The organism is Phenylobacterium sp., assembly GCF_037189685.1.
Classification (GTDB): domain Bacteria; phylum Pseudomonadota; class Alphaproteobacteria; order Caulobacterales; family Caulobacteraceae; genus Phenylobacterium.
The window spans coordinates 221,915-241,222 of sequence record NZ_JBBCIT010000028.1 but is presented as its reverse complement, the minus strand read 5'-3'; the positions used below and the strand labels follow the sequence as shown (position 1 = coordinate 241,222).

Here is a 19,308-nt window from a genome sequence, read left to right as displayed (position 1 = left end):
GTTGCCGCCGCAATCGTCCCGCTGTAGTGAACCCCTGACGCCGCGGCCTTTCGCGGCCCTTACCGTTGGACGACCTCCATGCGCCGTCAGATCCTGCTCGCCGCCGCCTTCGCCGTGGCCGTCACCGCCATTCCGGCCGGCAGCTACGCCCAGAGCCGCCGCGATCCCGACGCCGACCAGCGCCGCCAGCAGGAGGAGGCCGCCAAGAAGCGTCGCCAGCGCGAGGAGTGGGGCGACGTCCAGGCGCCCCTGCCGGCCCTGCGCAACGCCGGCCCGTGCCCCTATGTGAAGACGCTGTACGACGCCGGCCGCTACGTCGAGTTCAGGGACGGCCGCGAGGCCTCGGCCGCCGTGAGCTGGTCGGGCGAGATCCAGGGCATCTCGTCGGGCTGCGCCTACAAGGACGACAAGCCGATCCAGGTGGTGATGGAGGTCCTGTTCGAGCTGGGCAAGGGGCCCCAGGCCCAGGGCCGCAGCAAGACCTATCGCTACTGGGTGGCCGTGACCGACCGCAACCGCTCGGTGCTGGCGAAGGAATACTTCGACCTGCCGGTCAACTTCCCGGACGGGGCCGACCGCGTCCACGTGACCGAGAACATCGCCGGCATCACCATCCCGCGCGCCACCATGACCACCTCGGGCGCCAACTTCGAGGTGCTGATCGGCTTCGACGTCACGCCCGAGATGGCGGCCTTCAACCGCGAGGGCAAGCGCTTCCGGCTCAACGTCGGCCAGACCGCCGCCAGCCAGACCGCGGGCGCCCCGACCAATCCATGAGCGACCTGAAGAGGACCCTGGGCGAGGCGGTCGAGGCCGCCTTCGCCGCCGAAGGCGTGCCCGCCGAACTGGCCCGCGTCACCGCCTCGGACCGCCCCGACCTGGCCGACTTCCAGTCGAACGGCGCGCTGGCCGCCGCCAAGCGCCTGGGCCGCAACCCGCGCGACATCGCCACGGCGGTCGCCGGGCGGCTGACGGGCGATGCGCGGCTGTCGTCGGTGGAGATCGCCGGGCCGGGCTTCCTCAACCTGAAGGTCGCCGACGCGGCGCTCGCCGCCCGCGCCGACCAGATCGCCGCCGACCCCCGCGCCGGCGCCGAGGCGGCCGCCGCGCCGCGCCGCGTGCTGGTGGACTATGGCGGGCCCAACGTGGCCAAGCCGATGCACGTGGGCCACCTGCGCGCCTCGATCATCGGCGAGTCGGTCAAGCGGCTGTACCGCTTCCGCGGCGACGAGGTGGTCGGCGACGCCCACTTCGGCGACTGGGGCTACCAGATGGGCCTGCTCATCGGCGCCGTCTGCGACGAGAACCCCGACATCGCCGCCCTGGTGGGGACGCTGAACGACAAGGACGCCCCGATCCCGGCGGCGTTCGAGCGCGTCACCCTGGCTGACCTGGACCGGCTCTATCCGATGGCCTCGGCCCGGGGGAAGGAAGACCCGGCCTACCGCGACCGCGCCCGCAAGCTGACCGCCGACCTCCAGGCGCACCATCCCGGCTGCTACGTGCTGTGGCGTCAGTTCCGGGCGGTGACCCAGGTGGCGCTGGCGCGCGACTTCCACGCCCTGGGCGTCGACTTCGACTGGTGGAAGGGCGAGAGCGACGTCGACCACCTGATCCCCGAGATGATCGCCGACCTCGACGCCAAGGGCCTGCTGGTGGACGACCAGGGCGCCCGGATCGTACGAGTCGCCAGGGAAGGGGATAAACGCGAGCTGCCGCCGCTGCTGGTGGTCTCGTCCGAAGGCTCGGCGATGTACGGCACCACGGACCTGGCCACCATCCTGGACCGCCAGCGCGCCTTCGATCCGCACCTCGTCATCTACTGCGTGGACCAGCGCCAGGCCGACCATTTCGAGATCGTGTTCCGGGCCGCCTACCTGGCGGGCTACGCCGCCGAGGGCCAGTTGGAGCACATCGGCTTCGGCACCATGAACGGGACCGACGGCAAGCCCTTCAAGACCCGGGAGGGCGGTGTCCTGAAGCTGGCCGACCTGATCGAGACCACCCGGGCCAAGGCCCGGGAGCGCCTGCGCGAGGCCGGCCTGGGCGAGGACCTGCCGCCCGAGGAATTCGAGGACATCGCGGGCAAGGTGGCCGTGGCGGCGCTGAAGTTCGCCGACCTCTCCAACTTCCGCGGCACCTCCTACGTCTTCGACCTGGACCGTTTCACCAGCTTCGAGGGCAAGACCGGCCCCTACCTGCTCTACCAGGCGGTGCGGGTGAAGAGCCTGCTGCGCCGCGCCGAAACCGAGGGCGCCCGGCCGGGCCCGGTCGCGGTCACCGAGGCGGCCGAGCGCGACCTGGTGCTGACGCTGGACGCCTTCGACGGCGCGCTGGCCGAGGCCTACGACAAGAAGGCGCCCAACGCCCTGGCCGAGCACGCCTATCGCCTGAGCCAGGCGTTCTCGAAGTTCTACGCCGCCTGCCCGATCATGTCGGCCGAGCCGGCGCTGCGGGCCTCGCGCCTCACCCTGGCCGGCGCTGCGCTGCGCCAGCTCGAACTCGCCCTCGACCTCCTGGGGATCGCCACGCCCGAGCGGATGTAGGCGGTCGCTTAACCAACCTGACGCGCCGGTTCAGCCACCGTTCAAGCACGGGCCGGCATCGTCCCGTCATCGCCTCGGGGCTCTCGCCCTCGCCGCCGCCATCCGTACGGAGCCCGCGTCATGAGCCCCGCCCCCGCCCCCGCCCCCGTCCCCGCCAGGCCCGCCGGCCGTCCCTCGTTCTGGGCTCTCGCGCTTTTCGCCGTCAGCGTGGTCTGCGCCGGCGCCTCGCTGCTTCTGCTGCTGGGCGCGCCGCTGTAGGGCGCCCGACCGGCGGGCGCTCCGTTCCATCCCTGAGACCCGCCCCGGCCGCGCGTATGCGGACAGGGGGCGGGGGGGCGCGGGCACGCCCGAATTGTCGCGATTCCGGGTTGGCCTTACCGTGACGTCGCGCCGTGCGTGGCGGCGCGCAACGCGATGACGGAGATCGGGCGTGCTGGATGCCCCGCAAACGGAGACCGGCTGGGGTCGCAGGATCGAGGTGCCGGCCGAGTGGCTGGCGCGCCGGTCGCGCGGCGCCGTGGCGGCGGGCGTCGATCTCGAGACCCTTTTCCAGCGTTGCCTGATCGCGCCGCAGGAGCGCGGTCTCCTGGAGATCACGACGGCCCAGCATCTCCTGCTGCCGCTGACCATCGTGGACCTGCTCGACGACGAGACGCACGGCCTCGGGCGAACCCGGACCCGCAAGGGCACGGGCGGCGTGCTGCTGTGCTGCATCCTGGAGTGCGCCGACCTGGAGTCGGCGATCGGGCGACTGGCGCGATACTGCGGCTGGGCCGGCGAGACCTTCCAGGTCAGCGTACGGACGTCGCGGCGGGCGGTCGACATCGCGGTCAAGGCGGTCGCCCGCGACGACGAGGACGGCGCGCTGCTGGAGGAGGTCTGGGCCCTGGTGATCAGCGTCCTGCTCGGGTGGTTCGCCGGCCGGCCGCTTCCGGTCACGGGCGTCCAACTGCGGGTGACCGAACATCCGTCGATCGGCAAGTCGCACCCGATGTTCGGCGCGCCGCTGACCTACGGGCCGGTGACCGCCCTGCGAATCCGGCCGGACTGCCTGTCCTGGCCCCGGGCGGCGCCGGCCGTCGAGAACCCGATGATCGAGATGGTGGACCGATGGCTGGACGCCGCGCCCCGGCCCCGCCCGCAGCCGACACGCGCGCGCCACAAGGCCGCCGTCGTGGAGACGGCCGTGACTCGACTCCGGGCGACCTCCGACAGCCTGGCCGACATCGCCGAAGACCTCGGCTATGCGGAGGTGCGCAGCCTGAGGCGGCTGATCAAGGACAAGACCGGCCGCACGCCTCAGGCCTGGCGGGCGATGGGCGCGCCGACGCTCACGCCCGACGCCGCGGTGGCCTGGACCGCCCGCCAGAGGGTTCGCGACCTCCTGGCCCGGGCCTGGATCTGAGCGCGAACCGACCCCCGGTCGTGTACGCAAACCGACCTTTGCCGCGCCGCCGGCACGGCTAGCTTCCCCCCAAGCAACAAGAACATCGAGGGGAAGAGAATGTCGCGACCGAATGGCGAACGACGCCTGCATCTCAAATACGGAATCCTGGCCGGCGCCGCGCTGGCGAGTCTCGTGGCGGGTGGCCCCGCCTGCGCCCAGGACGCCAGCGAGTCGACGCTGGAGGAAGTGGTCGTCACCGCGCAGCGTCGCGCGGAGACGCTGCGCGAGGCCCCGGTGGCGGTGTCCAGCATCGGCGGCGACGGGCTTCTGGCGAGGGGCGTCACCAACCTGACCGACCTGCGCAGCCAGTTGCCCAGCGTGCAGATCGGCGAGAACTTCACCGAGACGCGGATCGCGATCCGCGGCGTGGGAAGCCAGGGCAGCCTCCTGGGCGGCTCGCCCGCGGTCGCCTATCACCTGAACGGCGTCTATCTCGAACGCACGGGCGTCGCCGCGGCGAGCTTCTTCGATGTCGATCGAATCGAAGTGCTGCGGGGGCCGCAGGGCACGCTCTTCGGACGCAACGCCACGGGCGGGAGCGTCAATGTCATCACCAAACGCCCAACGACCGAGTTCGGCGGGCTGGCGGCGGTGACGCTCGGGGGCGAGCCTCTGCACTCGGGCCTCGACCTGATCCTGAACGCGCCGCTCAACGAAGACGGCACGCTCGCCGCGCGCTTCGGGCTCCAGCACGTCTACAACGAGGGCTTCACCAAGAACCTGAACCGCGCCAGCGGGCCGGGCCGGTTCGACGACGCCGACAGCCTGGCGCTCCGCGGCCAGATCCGGTTCACGCCCGGCGGCGCGCTCGAGACCGGACTGATGCTGGAGTATCAGCGCCAGAACACGGCCGGGCCGGCGCCCTGGCTGGTGGGCGGGCCCGACTTCCGCATCACGCCGGCCGAGCAACTGGGTGGGACGCGGCCCGACAAGGCCCGGCGCGAGGTCTTCGCGAACCAGGGCTTCAACGACAAGACGTTCGCCGGCGCCACCTTCGATGCGGCGCTGACCACCGACGCCGGGCGGTTCGAGTTCCTGGCGGCGGCGCACAGGACCAAGATCGCGCTACGTTCGGACGGGGACGGGACGCAGGCGTTGCTGACGCTGACCGACGCCGACCAGGTCGCCAAGCAGGGCTACACCGAACTCATCTTCCGACCCGAACTGGGCGCGCGGCTGGATCTTCTGGTGGGCCTCAACGCCTTCTACGAGAAGGCGGACCAACTGGTCGAGGTGCGCACGCCCGCCTTCAACCGCATCACCATCATCGACGCGGCGGTCACGACCACCTCGTACGCCGCCTTCGCCCACGGGACGTGGTCGCTGACCGACGCGTGGGACGTGTTTGGCGGCCTGCGCTACACATTCGACCGCAAGGCCATCGCGGAAGCCAACAACTTCCTGGGCGCGGGGACGAACCGCGCGAACTGGGACGCGGTCACCTATCAGGTCGGGACCTCGTACGACCTGAGCCGCAACGTCAGCGCCTATCTGACCTACTCGACCGGCTTCAAGGGCGGCGGCTTCCAGGCCGGCAGTTTCACCCAGGCGTTCAATCCGGAGAAGAACCGTAACCTCGAGGCGGGGGTGAAGGGCTTCTATCTGGATCGCCGGCTGGAACTGAACCTGGCCGCGTTCCGATCCTCGTACCAGGATCTCCAGGTCCAGCAGATCCGCGGCGTCGCCGCCTTCACCGACAACGCCGCCCAGGCCACGATCCGCGGCCTGGAGCTGGAAGGCCGGGCGAGCCTGACCCGCGCCCTGACCGTCGATGCCGTGGTGTCGCTGCTCGACGCCGAGTTCGACGAGTACTTCACCATCGACTCGGCGCGGCCGGCCCTGGGCACCCTGGATCTCGAGGGGAACCGCCTGCCCAAGGCGCCCAAGGCCACGGCGACCGTGGGCGTCAGCTATCGCGTCGAGCTTCCCGGCGGCGACCTGACGTTCGGCGGCCGCTACAACTGGCAGGACCGGGTGTACTTCACCGAGTTCAATCTGCCGGTGGCGTCGCAACGGGCCGTCGGCCGGTTCGACCTGACGGCCGAGTACCACACCCAGGATCGCGCCTGGACGGTGGGAGCCTATGCCTTGAACCTCACGGACGAGGTCGTCTTCAACAACATCAACGTCGTCTCGGCCACGCTGGGATCGGCGGCTCTCGCCAATCTGGACGCCGGTCGCAAGATCGGGGTCTTCGTCCGGCGCGAATTCTAGGCCGCCATGCCCTCGCCCACGTCCTTGAGCCGGCGCGCGGCGCTCGGCGGGTTGGCCACCGGCCTGTCGAGTGTCGGCCTGTCCAGTGTCGGCCTGTCCAGTGTCGGGCTGTCGAGTGTCGGGCTGGCGTTCGGAGGCCTGGCGTCGGGCCGAGCGGCGGCGGCCGACCTCGGCGCGCCCGTGGTCGCGACCCGTCACGGGCAGGTCCTCGGCCGGCGCGCGGGCGCGGCGACGGTGTTCCAGGGCATCCCCTACGGCGCCGATACGGCCTTGCGGCGTTTCATGCCCTCGGGTCCGCCGCCGGCCTGGGACGGCGTGCGGGATGCGCGCGCCTTCGGTCCGATCGCGCCGCAGATGCGGCCGGGCCGGCCGTCCATCTACAGCTCGTGGGCCAATCCGCAGCCCGAGTCCGAGGACTGCCTCAACCTGAACGTCTATACGCCGGGACTCGACGCGAGCGGCCGGCGCCCCGTGATGGTCTGGTTCCACGGCGGCGGTTTCGTCAGCGGGAGCTCCGCCCTGCGCTACGCCGACGGCGCCCGCCTCGCCGCGAAGGGCGAGGTGGTCGTGGTGACGGTCAACCACCGGCTGGGCGCCCTGGGATACCTGTTCGTGCCGGAACTGGGCGCGGCCTACGCCGACTCCGGCAACGCCGGCACCTCGGACATGATCCTGGCGCTGGAGTGGGTGCGCGACAACATCTCGGGCTTCGGCGGCGACCCGGCGAACGTCACCATCTTCGGCCAGTCGGGCGGCGGCGCGAAGGTGTCGACCCTTATGGCGGCGCCACGCGCGCGGGGCCTGTTCCACAAGGCGATCGTGCAGAGTTCGTCCAACATACGCGGAACGACGCCCGCCGAGGCGAGGGGGCAGACGGAACGCGTCCTGGCCGCGGTCGACGCCGGCGGCGGCCGGCCAGACGTGAGAACCCTGCCCTTCGGGGACCTCAGCGCCGCGGCGGATCGGGCGGGGGTGCTCTTCAATCCCGTCGTGGACGGTCGCACGCTGCCGCGACATCCGTTCGAGCCGGACGCGCCGCCCGGCAGCGAGGACGTCCCGTTGCTGATCGGCACGACGAAGGACGAAACCGTCGGCCTGATCGGCGGCTTCGACACCTCCCTGTTCGACCTGACGTGGGCGACGCTGCCCTCGCATCTCGGCCCGCTCCTCCCCGGCGCGGACGTCACCAAGATTGTCGCGGACCTGCGCAGGCGGGCGCCGGACGCGACGGCGGCCGACGTCTTCTTCCGGGCCACGACAGAGGGGCAGTATCGCCGCCGCGCCATCGCCCAGGCCGAGCGGAAGGTCGCCCAGGGCGGCGCGCCCGTGTTCATGTACCTCTTCGCCTGGGAGACCCCGGTGGACGGCGGGCGCTGGAAGTCCTCGCATTCCATCGAGCACGGATTTGTCTTCGACAATCTCGACGTCTCGGCCTCGATGGTCGGCGCCGACCCGCCACAGGCGTTGGCCGATGCGGTGAGTTCGGCCTGGGTCCGGTTTGCGCGCAGCGGGTCGCCGGGGTGGCCGGCCTTCGATCCGGCGACGCGCGAGACCATGATCTTCGACACCGCGTCGAAGGTGGTTTCCGATCCCGGCCGGGCGGACCGGCTCCTGTTCGCGGGCCTGAGTCCCGAATAGACGCCGCGAGGTCCGAGGCGCGAGGGGGATGGTCGCCGGTCGACTCCCGGCCTCGACACCCGCGCGCCGCGCGAGTCGGTGTCCGGCGATTCGCCTCCCGGGCGAGCCGGCTTGGCCGTACCGGCCGCGGCGGGCTAACCCGGCGGTGACACGGACAAACGCATAGGGAGGACTCTCATGCGCACCCTTCTCGGGGCCGTCGTCGCGACGGCCTTCGCCACCGCCACCCTGGCCACCGTCACCCTGCCGACCACCGCACATGCGGCGACCGTCGACCTTTCAACCTACGTCAACAGCAACGTCTCGACCTACACGTCGGGCGAGGATTACCCGTCCGGCCTCGTGACGATCGGCGGCGTGGACTTCGACATCGCGACCTTCGGGGGCGGCACGGGCGTGATCCAGCTCGGGGGGAACGACAGCCTCGACATCGCCATCGGCCAGAGCGGCGTCGACACCGTCTACCTGATCGTGAACTCGTCGTGGGGCCAGTTCGGCGCGACCAACGGGTCGCTGACCTTCCACGGCGGGGGCGCCGACATCGTGGTCCCGCTGGTCCAGGGCGTGAACATCCGCGACCACTGGACGGCGTACAACGGTGTCGCGTCCGACATCTTCGCCACCGCCGGCTATCCGGGCGGCAATCGTTTTGACGTCTATCGCTACGACGTGAGCGGCCTAGCCGGGGTTCTGGACAGCGTGACCTTCACGGCGACCAACGCCTTCAATCCGCAGGGCGCGCCGTTCATCGCCGGCATCACCGCCAGCTTCGAAGGACAGACCGGCGCGATCCCCGAGCCGGCGACCTGGGCCCTCATGATCGGCGGTTTCGGCCTGGCCGGCGGCGCGCTGCGCCGACGCGCGGCGGCCGCGGCCGCCTGACGGCCGTCCGTCCCCGCCCCGAACCGCTCCTGGACCCACGGGCTGAACCCACGGGTTCAGGGGCGGGCGGCCGCGATCACGAAATCGACGCCCCTCGCCACGCGCTCGCCCCAGGTGCGGCCCAGGACGCTGGTGTGGGTGGCCTCGTCCACGTTGTCGACCATCCCGTGGCGCGCCGCCGTCGCCGGCGCGTTGCGGATGGCGTTCCATTCCGCCATGCGCCCGGAGCGTGAGCCCGCGGTGACCACCGCCACGGGCCACTCGGGATCGAGGTCGCCGGCCGCCTTCGCCTGGGCGGCCGCGGCGCGCCACTGCTTCACCTCGGCGTAGGCGGTGCGCGCCTGCCGCCCCGAGACGAAGCCCCGCCGCTTCTCGGCTAGGCCAAAGCCGGGCAGGCCGATGCGGTCGGGCATCCAGTAGAGCGGCTTGGTCAGCCACAGGGTCCCGGCCGCGGCCCCCAGGCCCGAGAGGCTGGTCGCGGCGTCGATGAACTTCTGGGCGTCGGGAATGGCCATCATGTCGGGGGTGACCGCGTCGACCAGCACGAGGCCCACGACCTGATCGGGGTTCCTGACGGCGAACTGGCGCATGTAGAGCCCGGCCATCGAGTGGCCCACCAGGACGAACGGGCCACGTTCGCCGGACGCCTTCACCAGGGCTTCGAGGTCGGCGGCGATCGCGTCGCCGTCGCGCGGCGAAGGCCCCCTGTCGGACCAGCCCATGCCGGCCCGGTCGTAGGCGCAGCTCCGCAGGCCGCGGGCGGCGAGAATCTGTTGAAGGGCGGCGAAGTCGGCGGCGCCGCTGAAGGCGCCGGCCTCCAGCCACACCACGGGCCTGTCCGAGCGGGGGCCTTCGCAGACCAGCCGCAGCTTGCGCCCGCCGATGTCGATCATCTCGCCGCGCGGCCGGGCCGTGCGCGACGCGGCCTCGGCGGCCACGGCCACGGCGCCCCACGCCGCGACGGCGGCCAGGACGGCGAAGATCAACACCCGGAGCAGCACCCGCATGACGCCCTACCTAAGGCGCCGGCGAGCCTTGTGCGAGAGGGGGCCAGGAGGGTCGGGACCCCGGCTCAGGCGGCGAGTGCGACCGGCCGCCGGCGGCGGAGCACCGCGCCCACGGCGCCGAAGCCCAGGATCATCATCGCCCAGACCGAGGGTTCCGGCACGGCGACCGCGCCCAGCCCGCCGCCCGGCAGGGACGGCGCGATCGAGGGCGCCGCCAGCAGGCCGCCGGCATAGCCCGAGGCGCCGAAGCTGATGGCGCCGTTGAACGAGCCGGTGATCAGGCTGCCCGAGATCGTGCCCGAATTGCCCTGGAAGGCCGCGTTCGGCGCCAGGATCGAGCCGCCCAGCGAGACGCCGCCGGCTGTGATCGCCGTGGCGTTGGCGAAGTTCCACAGGATGGTCGAGGCCGCGCTCGAATGCAGGCCGCCGCCGAGCGAGGCGGTGTTCCCCGTCACGTTGATGAGCAGCTCGGTGCCGGCGGCCAGGTTCGTGCCGAGCCAGTTCACGCCCGCGAGCTGGGCCGCGTCGATGGTCACGACGTTCAGGCCGCTGGTCAGGCCGTCGAAGAACAGGCCGCCCCACTGGACGTAGGCCGTGCCGGTGGTCTCAAGGCCCGCCAGGGTCGTGCTGAGGTTCTTGAGGCGCAGGTTCTCGGCGGTGAAGTCGACCGGCAGGGTCGACTGGCCCGCGCTGATGGGCAGGTAGCCCGGGGCCGTGCTCGATCCGCCCACCAGGGCGCCGTTGGCCACCGTGCCGCCGTTCAGGTAGGTGAGGTCGCCGCCCACCACCAGGCTGGAGCCCGCGCCCAGCAGGGTGCTGCTGGAGAACTGGGCGTTTCCGCCCGCGGCCACGCGGCCGTTGAGGGTCTGTCCGTTCAGGTTCAGGTCGCCCAGGGTGTAGAACTGGAAGTCCTCGGCGGTGTCCGCCAGCGTCGGCGTCGCGACGGCGGTCAGCGCCGCAGCGGCCAGGATGGCGGTGAAAGCACGCATCTCGTCGTATCCCTCGGGGGCCGGCGCCCTCCCGTCCCCCGGGCGGCGCGCGGCCTTGGTTCTGCTACGGCCCTCTCGGCCGTTCGGATGCGCATTTAGTTCAGCGGAGTGTGAATTCCACCTGAACAGCTTGTCGCAGGTCCCCAAAATGGGGGACAAACGGGGTCGTTTGATTTGATGTGCCGCCGGGTTCCGGAAAATTTTCGTTAACCAAGGTCTCCCTGGGAGAATTTTTTCCCCTGCTAGGCGAGTGCGGGTCGGCCGCCCGCGCGAAGCCGACGGACGCCGGAGGGGCGTCCGCCGAGCTTGCTTCAGAACGGGTGACGTCCGCTCGAGCGGGGCGTCGGATCACAGCGCGAAGGAGAACCCGCCGTTCACCGGATAGACCTGGCCGGTGATCCAGGGCGAGGCGTCCGAGGCCAGGAACAGCGCCATGTTGGCCACGTCCTCGGGCTGGCCGGGCCGGCGGACGATGTACTTCTCGAGCGTGCGCTTCAGCCGCTCGGGGTCGCCCTCCAGCGTGCGCCGCACGGCCGGGGTGGCGGTCAGCGCGATGGCGATGGAGTTGGCGGTGATCTGGTGGCGGCCCAGCGAGCGGGCCACCGAGCGCATGAAGCCCGCCGCGCCCGCCTTGGCGCCGGCATAGATCTCGAGCCCCGCGTCGCCCCAGCGGCTGGCGTCCGAGATGATGGTGATGATCCGCCCCGGCGCCTGGCGCGCCAGCATGCCCGGGATCACCGCCGCGGTGCAGTTGATGACGCCGTAGAAGTTCACGCCCACGAAGCTGTTCCACACCTCGGGCCCGGTCTCCCAGAACGGCTTGCCCAGCTCGGGCGAGGGCGTCGCCCCCGCGTTGCCGGCGTTGTTGACCAGCACGCCGATGGCGCCCAGGTCGGCGGCGGCCTGCTCGACCATCGCCTTGACCGCGCCGTGGTCCGAGACGTCGCACTGGAGCGCCAGCGCCTTGCCGCCCGCCGCGCGCACCTCCTCGGCCACCGCCTCGGCCCGCTCCAGGACGTAGTCGTTGACCACCACCCCGCCGCTGCCTTCGGCCGCGCCCAGTTGCAGGGCGATCTGCCGCCCCACGCCCTGGCCGGCGCCGGTCACCAGCGCCACGCGCCCGCCCAGGTTCAGGATATCGCCCATCTCGTCTCGCTCCCTTATCTCGTTGGTCCTCGTCCTCGGCGAGCTTCACCCCCGCGCGGCGCCCGGGCAATCGTGACCCCGCGTCAGGCCGGCCGGCGGCCGCACGAAGGGATTGTTTCCCGCCGGGCGAGAGTGTGCCGCCCCGCGGGGCGTTGCCTGCGCCCGCGGAAGAGGTAGGTAGGAGGCGGCGTCGCGCCGGGCGGCGTCCTGTCGCTTGTTTCGGAGACGCTTGATGCGCCATCAGTCCAAGATCGCCGGCTGGAGCCTCGCCGCCGCCCTGATGCTCTCGCCGGTCGCCCTGGCGCCTGCCCAGGCGCAGACCACGCGGACCCCGGCCGAGGCCAAGGCCGGCGCCTACAGCCTCGACTCCGAGCACAGCAAGGTGACCTGGTCGGTGAGCCACCTGGGTTTCTCGACCTACATCGGCCAGTTCCACGGGGTCACCGGGACGCTGAAGATCGATCCGGCCAGGCTGGACGCCACCGAGCTGAAGGTGACCATCGACACCAACATGGTCGGCACGTTCTCCCCGGGGCTGGACAAGCACCTGAAGACCCCCGACTTCCTCGACACCGCGAAGTTCCCGACGGCGACGTTCCGCTCGACGAAGGTCGTGCGCACGGGCGAGCGCACCGCGGACGTCACGGGCGACCTGACGCTGCATGGCGTGACGCGGCCGGTGACGTTCCAGGCCACCTTCAACCAGGCCGGCGTCAACATGGTCGACAAGCAGTATTCGCTGGGCTTCGACGGCAAGGCGGTGATCAAGCGCTCGGAGTTCGGCATCACCACCTATGTCCCGGCCGTGAGCGACGAGGTCACCCTGAAGCTCGCCGCCGAGTTCAAGGCCGTTCCCTGACGGCGGGCTGGCGCGGGGCATGATGCGCGCGGGAGTGATGTGCGCGGGGGTGGCGGGGGACTTCGCCACACACTAGGTTCCCGGCCATGTCGCCCCGCGCCCCGCTCACCGTCCTGCTCGCCAGCCCGCGGGGTTTCTGCGCGGGGGTGGACCGGGCGATCCAGATCGTGGAGCGGGCGATCGCCAGGTACGGGGCGCCGGTCTACGTCCGCCACGAGATCGTCCACAACCGGCACGTCGTGGAGCGGCTGCGGGCGCTGGGCGCGGTGTTCGTCGAGGACCTGGACGAATGCCCCGACGACCGGCCGGTGGTGTTCTCGGCCCACGGCGTGCCCAAGTCGGTGCCCGCCGAGGCGAAGGCGCGGCGGATGCTGTTCCTGGACGCCACCTGCCCGCTGGTCTCGAAGGTGCACGTGGAGGCGCAGCGGCACTTCGAGGCGGGCCGCGAGATCGTGCTGATCGGCCACGCCGGCCACCCCGAGGTGGTGGGCACCATGGGCCAGCTTCCCGACGGCGCGGTGCGGCTGATCGAGACGGTGGAGGACGCGCAGAGCTTCGAGCCTCGCGATCCGGCCAACGTGGCCTTCGTGACCCAGACGACGCTGTCGGTGGACGACACGGCCGACATCGTGGCGGCGCTGCGCGCGCGGTTCCCGGGGATCGCCGCGCCGCACAAGGAGGACATCTGCTACGCCACCACCAACCGCCAGGACGCGGTGAAGGCGATCGCCGGCCGGGCCGAGGTGCTGCTGGTGATCGGCAGCGCCAACTCGTCGAACTCGGTGCGCCTGGCCGAAGTGGGCCGGCGGGCGGGGGCGCGGGCCTATCTGATCGAGGACGCCTCGGTGCTGGAGCCGCGCTGGGTGGAAGGCGCGCGGACCGTGGGCGTCACCGCGGGGGCCTCGGCTCCCGAGGTGCTGGTCCAGGGCGTGATCGACAAGCTGGCCGCCGCCTTCGACGTCACGGTGGAAGAGGTCGACACCGCGCGCGAGACGGTGACGTTCAAGCTGCCGCGGGCGGTGGCGGGGTAGGGGCGCGCAGGCCCGCCCTCAGCGAACCGTTTCCTTCTCCCGGGGCGCCGACACGCGGCGGGTCCGGGCCTGGGCTTTCGGCTTCGGCAGCAGCCGGAATCGCGTCTGGCACCACGCGAAATCGACGCCCACGTCGATCAGCGCGTCGGAGCGTCCGCAGGGGCAGGCGAAATCCATGACCTCGATGACCCGGTAGGTCTCGCCCGCCCTGAGCGGCACCGGACGGCCCGTGACATGGTTCGGGGCGGCATTGACGCACAGAACCAGATCGCCAGGACCCATCGCGTCGCTCATCGCGTCCATCCGCTGTGCTCTGGGGAGCCTAGTCCCCGGCCCGCAATAGGCAAGGACCCATTCCACTGTGGAGGGGGCGACACCGCCGCTCAGAACGGTCCGGCAAGCAGCGGCGAAGTCCGTGGGCGGAGCCAGTCGGCCAACTGCATCTCGTCCAGCTCTCCCGTGGCCACGGCCAGCATCGCCTGCGTCGCGTCGTCGTCGGTCGCGGTGAGGGCCAGCCCGTTGTCGTCCAGGAACTGGCCGAGGGCGATGAAGGCCACCCGCTTGTTGCCGTCGATGAACGGGTGATTGCGAGCGATCGCCACGGCGTAGGTGGCCGCGAGGGCCGGGATGTCCTGCACGCCCTCGTAGTGGCGCCGGTTGAGGGGACGCTGCAGCGCGGACTCCAGCAGCCCCTCGTCGCGCACGCCGAAGGCGCCGCCCGATGCGGCGACAACATCCTCGTACAGCGCCAGCAGGAGCGCCTTGTCCAGCCAGACGGGCTCGGCCATGGCGCCTACTTGGCGAGCGCCTGGAACGTCTTGTCGTAGCGCTTCAGGAAGGCGCGGCCGCGTTGGCGCCGAGCCTCGAACGACATGTCGCGCGCGGCGATCGTCACCTCGCCGCTGGGCGTGACCTGCAACCCGACGGTCTGCCCCGTCGAGGCGCCCAGCAACTCGAGCGCCTCGGCGCTGAGCACGATGGCCGGGCCCTTCTCGGTCTCGTCGATCCTCAGGACAATCATGCGGGGCCTCCGCCCATATCCTAGCATGATGCGCAGGGAAGCGCAGGCGCTGTCCCAAAGGCCGTGCGGACAAGGCTGCGCAGATCGCCCGAAGGGTTGACCGCCCCGGCGACCTGCCGCACTCCCCGCGCATGGCGGTCTATACGGACATCACCGACGACGAGCTGGCCGAGCTGCTGGCCGGCTACGACCTGGGGGCGCCGCTGGCGTTCAAGGGGATCGCCGAGGGGGTGTCGAACTCGAATTTCCTGCTGGAGACCGAGGCGGGCCGCTACATCCTCACGGTCTACGAGGCGCGGACCAATCCCGACGACCTGCCGTACTTCCTGGAGCTGATGCGCTGGCTGGCGACGCACGGCTACCCCTCGGCCGAGCCGATGGCGGACCGCGAGGGGCGGCTGATCCGGCAGGTGCGCGGCAAGCCCTGCGCCATCGCCGGGTTCCTGAACGGCCTTTCGGTGCGCCGACCCACGGCGGCGCACTGCCGCGAGGCGGGCGGGGGGCTGGCGGCGCTGCACCGGGCGGGCGAGGGCTTTCCGATGACGCGGGCGAACGACCTGGGCCAGGCGGCCTGGGCCGGGATGTTCGCGGGCCTGGAGGCGGCAGCCGAGGGGCTGAAGCCGGGGCTGGCGCAAACCGTCCGGGCCGACCTGGACATGCTGGCCGGGCGGTGGCCCAGGGGCCTGCCGTCGGGCGTCTGCCACGCCGACTTCTTCCCGGACAACGTGTTCTTCACGGGCGGCCGGTTCTCGGGCGCCATCGACTTCTACTTCGCCTGCAACGAGGCCTTCGCCTACGACGTGGCGGTGGCGCTGAACGCCTGGTGCTTCGAGCCGGACGGCAGCTTCAACATCACCGCGGCGCGGCAGTTCCTGGCGGGCTACGAGGCCGTGCGGCCGCTGGAGGGCGCCGAGCGCGCTGCGCTGCCGGTGCTGGCGCACGGGGCGGCGATGCGGTTCTTCCTGACCCGTCTCCACGACTGGGGCGCCACGCCCGCGGGCGCGCTGGTGCGGCCCAAGGACCCGCTGGAGTACGAGCGCAAGCTGGCCGTCCATCGCAGCTCGCCCGACCTGGTGCTGTTCGGGGCGCCGGCGTGACGCCGCAGGTGACGATCTACACCGACGGCGCGTGCTCGGGGAATCCGGGGCCGGGCGGCTGGGGCGCGGTCCTGATCCACGGGACGACCGAGAAGGAGCTGACGGGCGGCGAACTGGCGACCACCAACAACCGCATGGAGCTGATGGCGGCGATCCGGGCGCTGGAGGCGCTGAAGAAGCCGTGCCGGGTGGAGCTGCACACCGACAGCCAGTACGTCCAGAAGGGCATCCACGAGTGGATCCACGGCTGGAAGCGCCGCGGCTGGAAGACCGCCGACGGCAAGCCGGTGAAGAACGACGACCTGTGGCGGCGCCTTGACGAAGCCCGGTCGCGTCACGACGTGACATGGCGGTGGGTGAAGGGCCACGCCGGCCACGAGCTGAACGAGCGGGCGGATGCGCTCGCCCGGAAGGGGCTGCGTGAGACGGTGGACGCCGCGTCAAGCTGATCTTTCAATGTTGAACTAATCTGTTCGATATTGAAGCGTATGCTTCTCCCGCCCGAGCGTGAGGGAGGAAGCGCATGGCGGTCATCGAGGAACATCCCGAGGTCCAGGTCTTCGACGAGATCACCCTGATCCAGCACGGCGTGCGGACGGCGATCACCAAGACCCTGCCTGTCGGGCTGACCTATCCCCAGTACGAGGTGCTGAACCTGATCTCGCGGCGCGGCGACGACCTGACGCCGGCCTGCATCGCCAAGGCCCTGCGGATGACGCCCGGGGCGATCACCAACACCCTCCAGCGCCTGGAGGCCGTGGGGCTGGTGACGGTGGAACCCTGCGCGCGCGACCGGCGACGCAAGCGGGTGCGCCTGACCACAGGCGGCCGCGAGGCCTATGGCCGGGCGATGGCGGCGATCCGGCCCAAGACCGAGAAGCTGCGCGAGGGCTTCACCCAGAAGGAGTTCCGCGACGCCCTGCCGTTCCTGCGCGCGCTGCGGGCGTGGATGGACGAGCGGGAGTAGGCGGCCCCCTAGTCGGCCCCCTAGTCGGCCCCGGGCGCGTAGCCGATGTAGCCGCGCTCGACCATCCGGCGCAGGCCGTCGTAGGCGCTGGCGAGCTCGTCGTAGGTCGACCGCAGGTGCGTGAGGCCCGCGATCTGTTCGCGCGTGGGCGTGGCGCCGTCCTCGGCGATGGTGAGCGCCGCCACGACCCAGCGCGTCCGGGCGAGCGCCGCCGCCACGGCCAGCTTCTGCACCCGCTCGCCGTCCAGGGCGCCTATCGCGGCCGTGAGGAGCTTCTTGTTGGCCGCGTAGGCGGTGTAGTCGATATGCTCCAGGTGCCCGCGCAGATTTCGCTGCGCCTTGGGATCGACGTCCTCGTCCGGCTCGAAATGGTCGCTGGCGGCGCGTCGCCTGCCGATCAGCTTTCCCATGCGACTGTCCTCTTCGGGAGCGAACCTCCGGCGAGGTTACGGGAAAACGTCTAACAATCCTTTCGGGCGGCCTCTGGGGCGGCCTCTGGGGCGGCGCGAGGACGGAGGCGCGGCGCGCGGGGCCGGGTTCCGCCTAGAGTCCCTGGACCTTCGCCAGGTTGGGCCGGGGGATGGAATGGACGAAGGCGCCGCCGGCCTTGGCCTTGTCCGACGCCAGGTCGGCCCAGGCGGCGGCGAAGGCGGCGGGGGTCGGGCCGGCGGGATCGCCGACGGCGAGGGTCCAGGTCCGTGTGGCCGGTGTCGTCGCGCCCAGGGCCTTGGCGAGGGCCGCGCGCAGGTCGGCGTCGGCGGCGGGCGGCTCGGCCGGCGGCTTCAGCAGGGTGTGAAGCACCAGGGCGTCGGGACGTGGGGCCACGACCGCCAGGGCTTCGCCCGGCGGCAGGTCCTCCAGCGCGGCCAGGAGCCCCGCCAGCGCCATGCGGGCGCGGGTGGTGCGCCGGTCGCCGCCCGCCCGGCCGAGGGTCTCGCCGCCGGCCCCGGCGCGCACGAAGGCCCAGCCGCCGTTGCGATGGGCGGGATCGTGGGCGGCGGCGATCCAGAGTCGGGTGGCGGCCAAGTCAGTCCTTCTGGTCGGCGTAGAGCTTGACCAGCCGGTAGCTGAACTCGCGGGCGTCCATCAGCGACGTCACGCGGATGCGCTCGTTCAGCCCGTGGATGCGCCCCAGGTCGGGATCGACGAAGATCCCCGAGACGCCGAACGTGGGGATGCCCACGGCGTTCAGGTGGCTGGCGTCGGTGCCGCCGGCCTGGAGGATCGGGATGACCGGGACCTTGGGCCAGATCTGGTTCGACACCGCCTCGATCGGCTTCATGACGGCGGGCGTCAGCGGCGGCGCCGACTTGGGGGGCCGGGGCGGATTGGCGAAGCTGACCTTGACGTCGGGGTTGCCGATCGCCCCCACCAGCGCCTCGCGCACGGCCTCGGCCGGCTCGCCGGGGAAGATGCGGCAGTTGACGGTGGCCCGCGCCCGCTGGGGCAGGGCGTTCGAGGCGTGCCCGCCCTCCAGGAGGGTCGGGATGCAGGTGGTGCCCATCACGGCCCTGTAACTCGGGTTCCTGCGGAGGATCGCGTCGGCGGCCTTGTCGGTGGGGTCGGCGACGATGCGGGCCATCGCCGCGCCCTCCTCGCCGCCGGCCACGGACGCCATGCCCGAGAAGAAGCCGCGGGTGGCGTCGTTGAGCTGGAGCGGGAATTCGTACTGGCTGATCCGGTCCAGGGCGCGGGCCAGGTCGTAGATGGCGTTGTCGGGCGTGGGCCGCGAGCTGTGGCCGCCGGCGTTGGTCGCCTCGACGATGAAGTTCTGGAAGGTCTTCTCGCCCGCCAGCACGGTGTGGACCACGGGCTTGCCGTCGGGCGAGAGCTGGCCGCCGGCGCCCTCGTTGAGCGCGATGCCGGCGTCGATCAGGTCGCGCCGGTTCTGGGCCAGCCACGCGGCGCCGTTCACCTGGCCCCCGCCCTCCTCGCCGCAGGTGAGGGCCACCTTCAGCGTGCGGCGGGGCTTGTAGCCTTCCTGCCGGTAGCGGATCAGCAGGTCGGTCCAGATGGCGGCCTGCGCCTTGTCGTCGAACGACCCGCGCCCGTAGAAGTAGCCGTCCTCCTCCACCAGGGTGAACGGATCGCGCGTCCAGTCCTCGCGCTTCGCCTCGACCACGTCGATGTGCGCCAGCAGCAGCACCGCCTTGGCCTTGGGATTGCGACCCGGATAGACGGCCACCAGGCCGCCGTCCTTGGGCTTCCCCGGCGGGGTGAAGACGTGGAGGTCGGACTTCGGGAAGCCCGCCGCCTCCAGCCGGTCGGCCATCCGCTGGGCGGCCAGGGTGCAGTCGCCGGCCGAGAAGGTGGTGTTGGTCTCGACCAGCTCCTTGTAGAGGGCGCGGAAGGCCGCCTCGCCGGCGTCGCGGGCCTTGGTCGCCGGCTGGGCGGCGGCCGGTCCGGCCAGGATCGAGAGTGCGGCGAGCGCGGCGGTGAAGCGGATCATGGACGTCCCCGAAAT

The 19,308-nt window shown here is 71.6% G+C and carries 21 protein-coding genes; 12 read left to right on the top strand and 9 right to left on the bottom strand.

The features are described from left to right. Positions 1-78: 78 nt before the first annotated feature. The 7 genes from WG212_RS16830 to WG212_RS16800 all read left to right on the top strand — a co-directional run bounded on the left by WG212_RS16830 (position 79) and on the right by WG212_RS16800 (position 8,727). Positions 79-777, top strand: coding sequence for a Tat pathway signal sequence domain protein (locus WG212_RS16830; RefSeq protein ID WP_337188272.1), 699 nt, complete (start codon positions 79-81; stop codon positions 775-777). Then, complete coding sequence (gene argS / locus WG212_RS16825) at positions 774-2,546, top strand: arginine--tRNA ligase (protein ID WP_337188271.1); 1,773 nt, start codon at positions 774-776, stop codon at positions 2,544-2,546. Before WG212_RS16830 ends, argS begins: the two co-directional genes overlap by 4 nt. Positions 2,547-2,666: 120 nt before the next feature. Beyond that, a complete protein-coding gene (locus WG212_RS16820; RefSeq protein WP_337188270.1) occupies positions 2,667-2,804 on the top strand; it encodes a hypothetical protein in 138 nt (45 codons plus the stop codon). 172 nt (positions 2,805-2,976) lie between these two features. Further along, positions 2,977-3,951, top strand: a complete 975-nt coding sequence (locus tag WG212_RS16815) for an AraC family transcriptional regulator ligand-binding domain-containing protein (RefSeq protein ID WP_337188269.1) — start codon at positions 2,977-2,979, stop codon at positions 3,949-3,951. A gap of 99 nt (positions 3,952-4,050) precedes the next feature. Then, on the top strand, positions 4,051-6,207 hold the full coding sequence (locus WG212_RS16810; protein WP_337188268.1) for a TonB-dependent receptor: 2,157 nt from the start codon (positions 4,051-4,053) through the stop codon (positions 6,205-6,207). A 6-nt stretch (positions 6,208-6,213) separates the two neighbouring features. Next, the gene (locus WG212_RS16805) at positions 6,214-7,845 is read left to right on the top strand and encodes a carboxylesterase family protein (RefSeq protein WP_337188267.1); all 1,632 of its coding nucleotides are present in this window, start codon (positions 6,214-6,216) and stop codon (positions 7,843-7,845) included. 177 nt (positions 7,846-8,022) lie between these two features. Further along, complete coding sequence (locus WG212_RS16800) at positions 8,023-8,727, top strand: PEPxxWA-CTERM sorting domain-containing protein (RefSeq protein WP_337188266.1); 705 nt, start codon at positions 8,023-8,025, stop codon at positions 8,725-8,727. Positions 8,728-8,783: 56 nt separating this feature from the next. On the opposite strand, the gene WG212_RS16795 is transcribed toward WG212_RS16800, so the two are convergent. The 3 genes from WG212_RS16795 to WG212_RS16785 form a co-directional block, all read right to left on the bottom strand. After that, on the bottom strand, positions 8,784-9,734 hold the full coding sequence (locus WG212_RS16795) for an alpha/beta fold hydrolase (protein WP_337188265.1): 951 nt from the start codon (positions 9,732-9,734) through the stop codon (positions 8,784-8,786). A 65-nt stretch (positions 9,735-9,799) separates the two neighbouring features. Beyond that, positions 9,800-10,723: a choice-of-anchor A family protein gene (locus WG212_RS16790; protein ID WP_337188264.1), complete on the bottom strand. Its 924-nt coding sequence runs from the start codon at positions 10,721-10,723 to the stop codon at positions 9,800-9,802. A 348-nt stretch (positions 10,724-11,071) separates the two neighbouring features. Next, positions 11,072-11,869: an SDR family oxidoreductase gene (locus WG212_RS16785; protein WP_337188263.1), complete on the bottom strand. Its 798-nt coding sequence runs from the start codon at positions 11,867-11,869 to the stop codon at positions 11,072-11,074. A gap of 232 nt (positions 11,870-12,101) precedes the next feature. Here WG212_RS16785 and WG212_RS16780 point away from each other — a divergent pair, with 232 nt between their 5' ends. Then, positions 12,102-12,728, top strand: a complete 627-nt coding sequence (locus WG212_RS16780; RefSeq protein ID WP_337188262.1) for a YceI family protein — start codon at positions 12,102-12,104, stop codon at positions 12,726-12,728. A gap of 86 nt (positions 12,729-12,814) precedes the next feature. Beyond that, positions 12,815-13,759, top strand: coding sequence for a 4-hydroxy-3-methylbut-2-enyl diphosphate reductase (gene ispH, locus WG212_RS16775; protein ID WP_337188261.1), 945 nt, complete (start codon positions 12,815-12,817; stop codon positions 13,757-13,759). A gap of 18 nt (positions 13,760-13,777) precedes the next feature. Here ispH and WG212_RS16770 read toward each other — a convergent pair whose 3' ends face one another. The 3 genes from WG212_RS16770 to WG212_RS16760 form a co-directional block, all read right to left on the bottom strand. Next, positions 13,778-14,053 carry a hypothetical protein gene (locus tag WG212_RS16770; RefSeq protein WP_337188260.1) on the bottom strand — a complete coding sequence of 92 codons (276 nt, stop codon included), beginning with the start codon at positions 14,051-14,053 and terminating at the stop codon, positions 13,778-13,780. A gap of 89 nt (positions 14,054-14,142) precedes the next feature. Next, complete coding sequence (locus WG212_RS16765) at positions 14,143-14,547, bottom strand: type II toxin-antitoxin system death-on-curing family toxin (protein ID WP_337188259.1); 405 nt, start codon at positions 14,545-14,547, stop codon at positions 14,143-14,145. Between the two features lie 5 nt (positions 14,548-14,552). After that, positions 14,553-14,780: an AbrB/MazE/SpoVT family DNA-binding domain-containing protein gene (locus tag WG212_RS16760; RefSeq protein ID WP_337188258.1), complete on the bottom strand. Its 228-nt coding sequence runs from the start codon at positions 14,778-14,780 to the stop codon at positions 14,553-14,555. A gap of 131 nt (positions 14,781-14,911) precedes the next feature. Here WG212_RS16760 and thrB point away from each other — a divergent pair, with 131 nt between their 5' ends. The 3 genes from thrB (at position 14,912) to WG212_RS16745 (ending at position 16,844) form a co-directional block, all read left to right on the top strand. Then, positions 14,912-15,877 (top strand): homoserine kinase, encoded by a 966-nt coding sequence (gene thrB / locus WG212_RS16755; RefSeq protein WP_337188257.1) that lies wholly within the window; start codon positions 14,912-14,914, stop codon positions 15,875-15,877. Further along, positions 15,874-16,326: a ribonuclease HI gene (gene rnhA, locus WG212_RS16750; RefSeq protein ID WP_337188256.1), complete on the top strand. Its 453-nt coding sequence runs from the start codon at positions 15,874-15,876 to the stop codon at positions 16,324-16,326. Before thrB ends, rnhA begins: the two co-directional genes overlap by 4 nt. Before the next feature lie 74 nt (positions 16,327-16,400). After that, positions 16,401-16,844: a MarR family winged helix-turn-helix transcriptional regulator gene (locus tag WG212_RS16745; RefSeq protein WP_337188255.1), complete on the top strand. Its 444-nt coding sequence runs from the start codon at positions 16,401-16,403 to the stop codon at positions 16,842-16,844. Between the two features lie 20 nt (positions 16,845-16,864). Here WG212_RS16745 and WG212_RS16740 read toward each other — a convergent pair whose 3' ends face one another. The 3 genes from WG212_RS16740 to WG212_RS16730 all read right to left on the bottom strand — a co-directional run bounded on the left by WG212_RS16740 (position 16,865) and on the right by WG212_RS16730 (position 19,293). Further along, entirely contained in the window at positions 16,865-17,254 is a 390-nt protein-coding gene (locus WG212_RS16740) for a hypothetical protein (protein ID WP_337188254.1), read from the bottom strand. 133 nt (positions 17,255-17,387) lie between these two features. Continuing rightward, entirely contained in the window at positions 17,388-17,870 is a 483-nt protein-coding gene (locus WG212_RS16735) for a ribonuclease H (protein WP_337188253.1), read from the bottom strand. Between the two features lies 1 nt (position 17,871). Beyond that, positions 17,872-19,293 carry a M20/M25/M40 family metallo-hydrolase gene (locus WG212_RS16730; RefSeq protein WP_337188252.1) on the bottom strand — a complete coding sequence of 474 codons (1,422 nt, stop codon included), beginning with the start codon at positions 19,291-19,293 and terminating at the stop codon, positions 17,872-17,874. Between the last annotated feature and the right edge of the window lie 15 nt (positions 19,294-19,308).

Coding starts and splice junctions, on each gene's coding strand:
- WG212_RS16800 (WP_337188266.1), top strand. CDS start 8,023: ATGCGCACCCTTCTCGGGGCCGTCGTCGCGACGGCCTTCGCCACCGCC.
- WG212_RS16785 (WP_337188263.1), bottom strand. CDS start 11,869: ATGGGCGATATCCTGAACCTGGGCGGGCGCGTGGCGCTGGTGACCGGC.
- WG212_RS16730 (WP_337188252.1), bottom strand. CDS start 19,293: ATGATCCGCTTCACCGCCGCGCTCGCCGCACTCTCGATCCTGGCCGGA.
- WG212_RS16805 (WP_337188267.1), top strand. CDS start 6,214: ATGCCCTCGCCCACGTCCTTGAGCCGGCGCGCGGCGCTCGGCGGGTTG.
- WG212_RS16780 (WP_337188262.1), top strand. CDS start 12,102: ATGCGCCATCAGTCCAAGATCGCCGGCTGGAGCCTCGCCGCCGCCCTG.
- WG212_RS16790 (WP_337188264.1), bottom strand. CDS start 10,723: ATGCGTGCTTTCACCGCCATCCTGGCCGCTGCGGCGCTGACCGCCGTC.
- ispH (WP_337188261.1), top strand. CDS start 12,815: ATGTCGCCCCGCGCCCCGCTCACCGTCCTGCTCGCCAGCCCGCGGGGT.
- WG212_RS16770 (WP_337188260.1), bottom strand. CDS start 14,053: ATGAGCGACGCGATGGGTCCTGGCGATCTGGTTCTGTGCGTCAATGCC.
- WG212_RS16765 (WP_337188259.1), bottom strand. CDS start 14,547: ATGGCCGAGCCCGTCTGGCTGGACAAGGCGCTCCTGCTGGCGCTGTAC.
- WG212_RS16820 (WP_337188270.1), top strand. CDS start 2,667: ATGAGCCCCGCCCCCGCCCCCGCCCCCGTCCCCGCCAGGCCCGCCGGC.
- WG212_RS16795 (WP_337188265.1), bottom strand. CDS start 9,734: ATGCGGGTGCTGCTCCGGGTGTTGATCTTCGCCGTCCTGGCCGCCGTC.
- WG212_RS16810 (WP_337188268.1), top strand. CDS start 4,051: ATGTCGCGACCGAATGGCGAACGACGCCTGCATCTCAAATACGGAATC.
- thrB (WP_337188257.1), top strand. CDS start 14,912: ATGGCGGTCTATACGGACATCACCGACGACGAGCTGGCCGAGCTGCTG.
- WG212_RS16760 (WP_337188258.1), bottom strand. CDS start 14,780: ATGATTGTCCTGAGGATCGACGAGACCGAGAAGGGCCCGGCCATCGTG.
- argS (WP_337188271.1), top strand. CDS start 774: ATGAGCGACCTGAAGAGGACCCTGGGCGAGGCGGTCGAGGCCGCCTTC.
- WG212_RS16830 (WP_337188272.1), top strand. CDS start 79: ATGCGCCGTCAGATCCTGCTCGCCGCCGCCTTCGCCGTGGCCGTCACC.
- WG212_RS16745 (WP_337188255.1), top strand. CDS start 16,401: ATGGCGGTCATCGAGGAACATCCCGAGGTCCAGGTCTTCGACGAGATC.
- WG212_RS16740 (WP_337188254.1), bottom strand. CDS start 17,254: ATGGGAAAGCTGATCGGCAGGCGACGCGCCGCCAGCGACCATTTCGAG.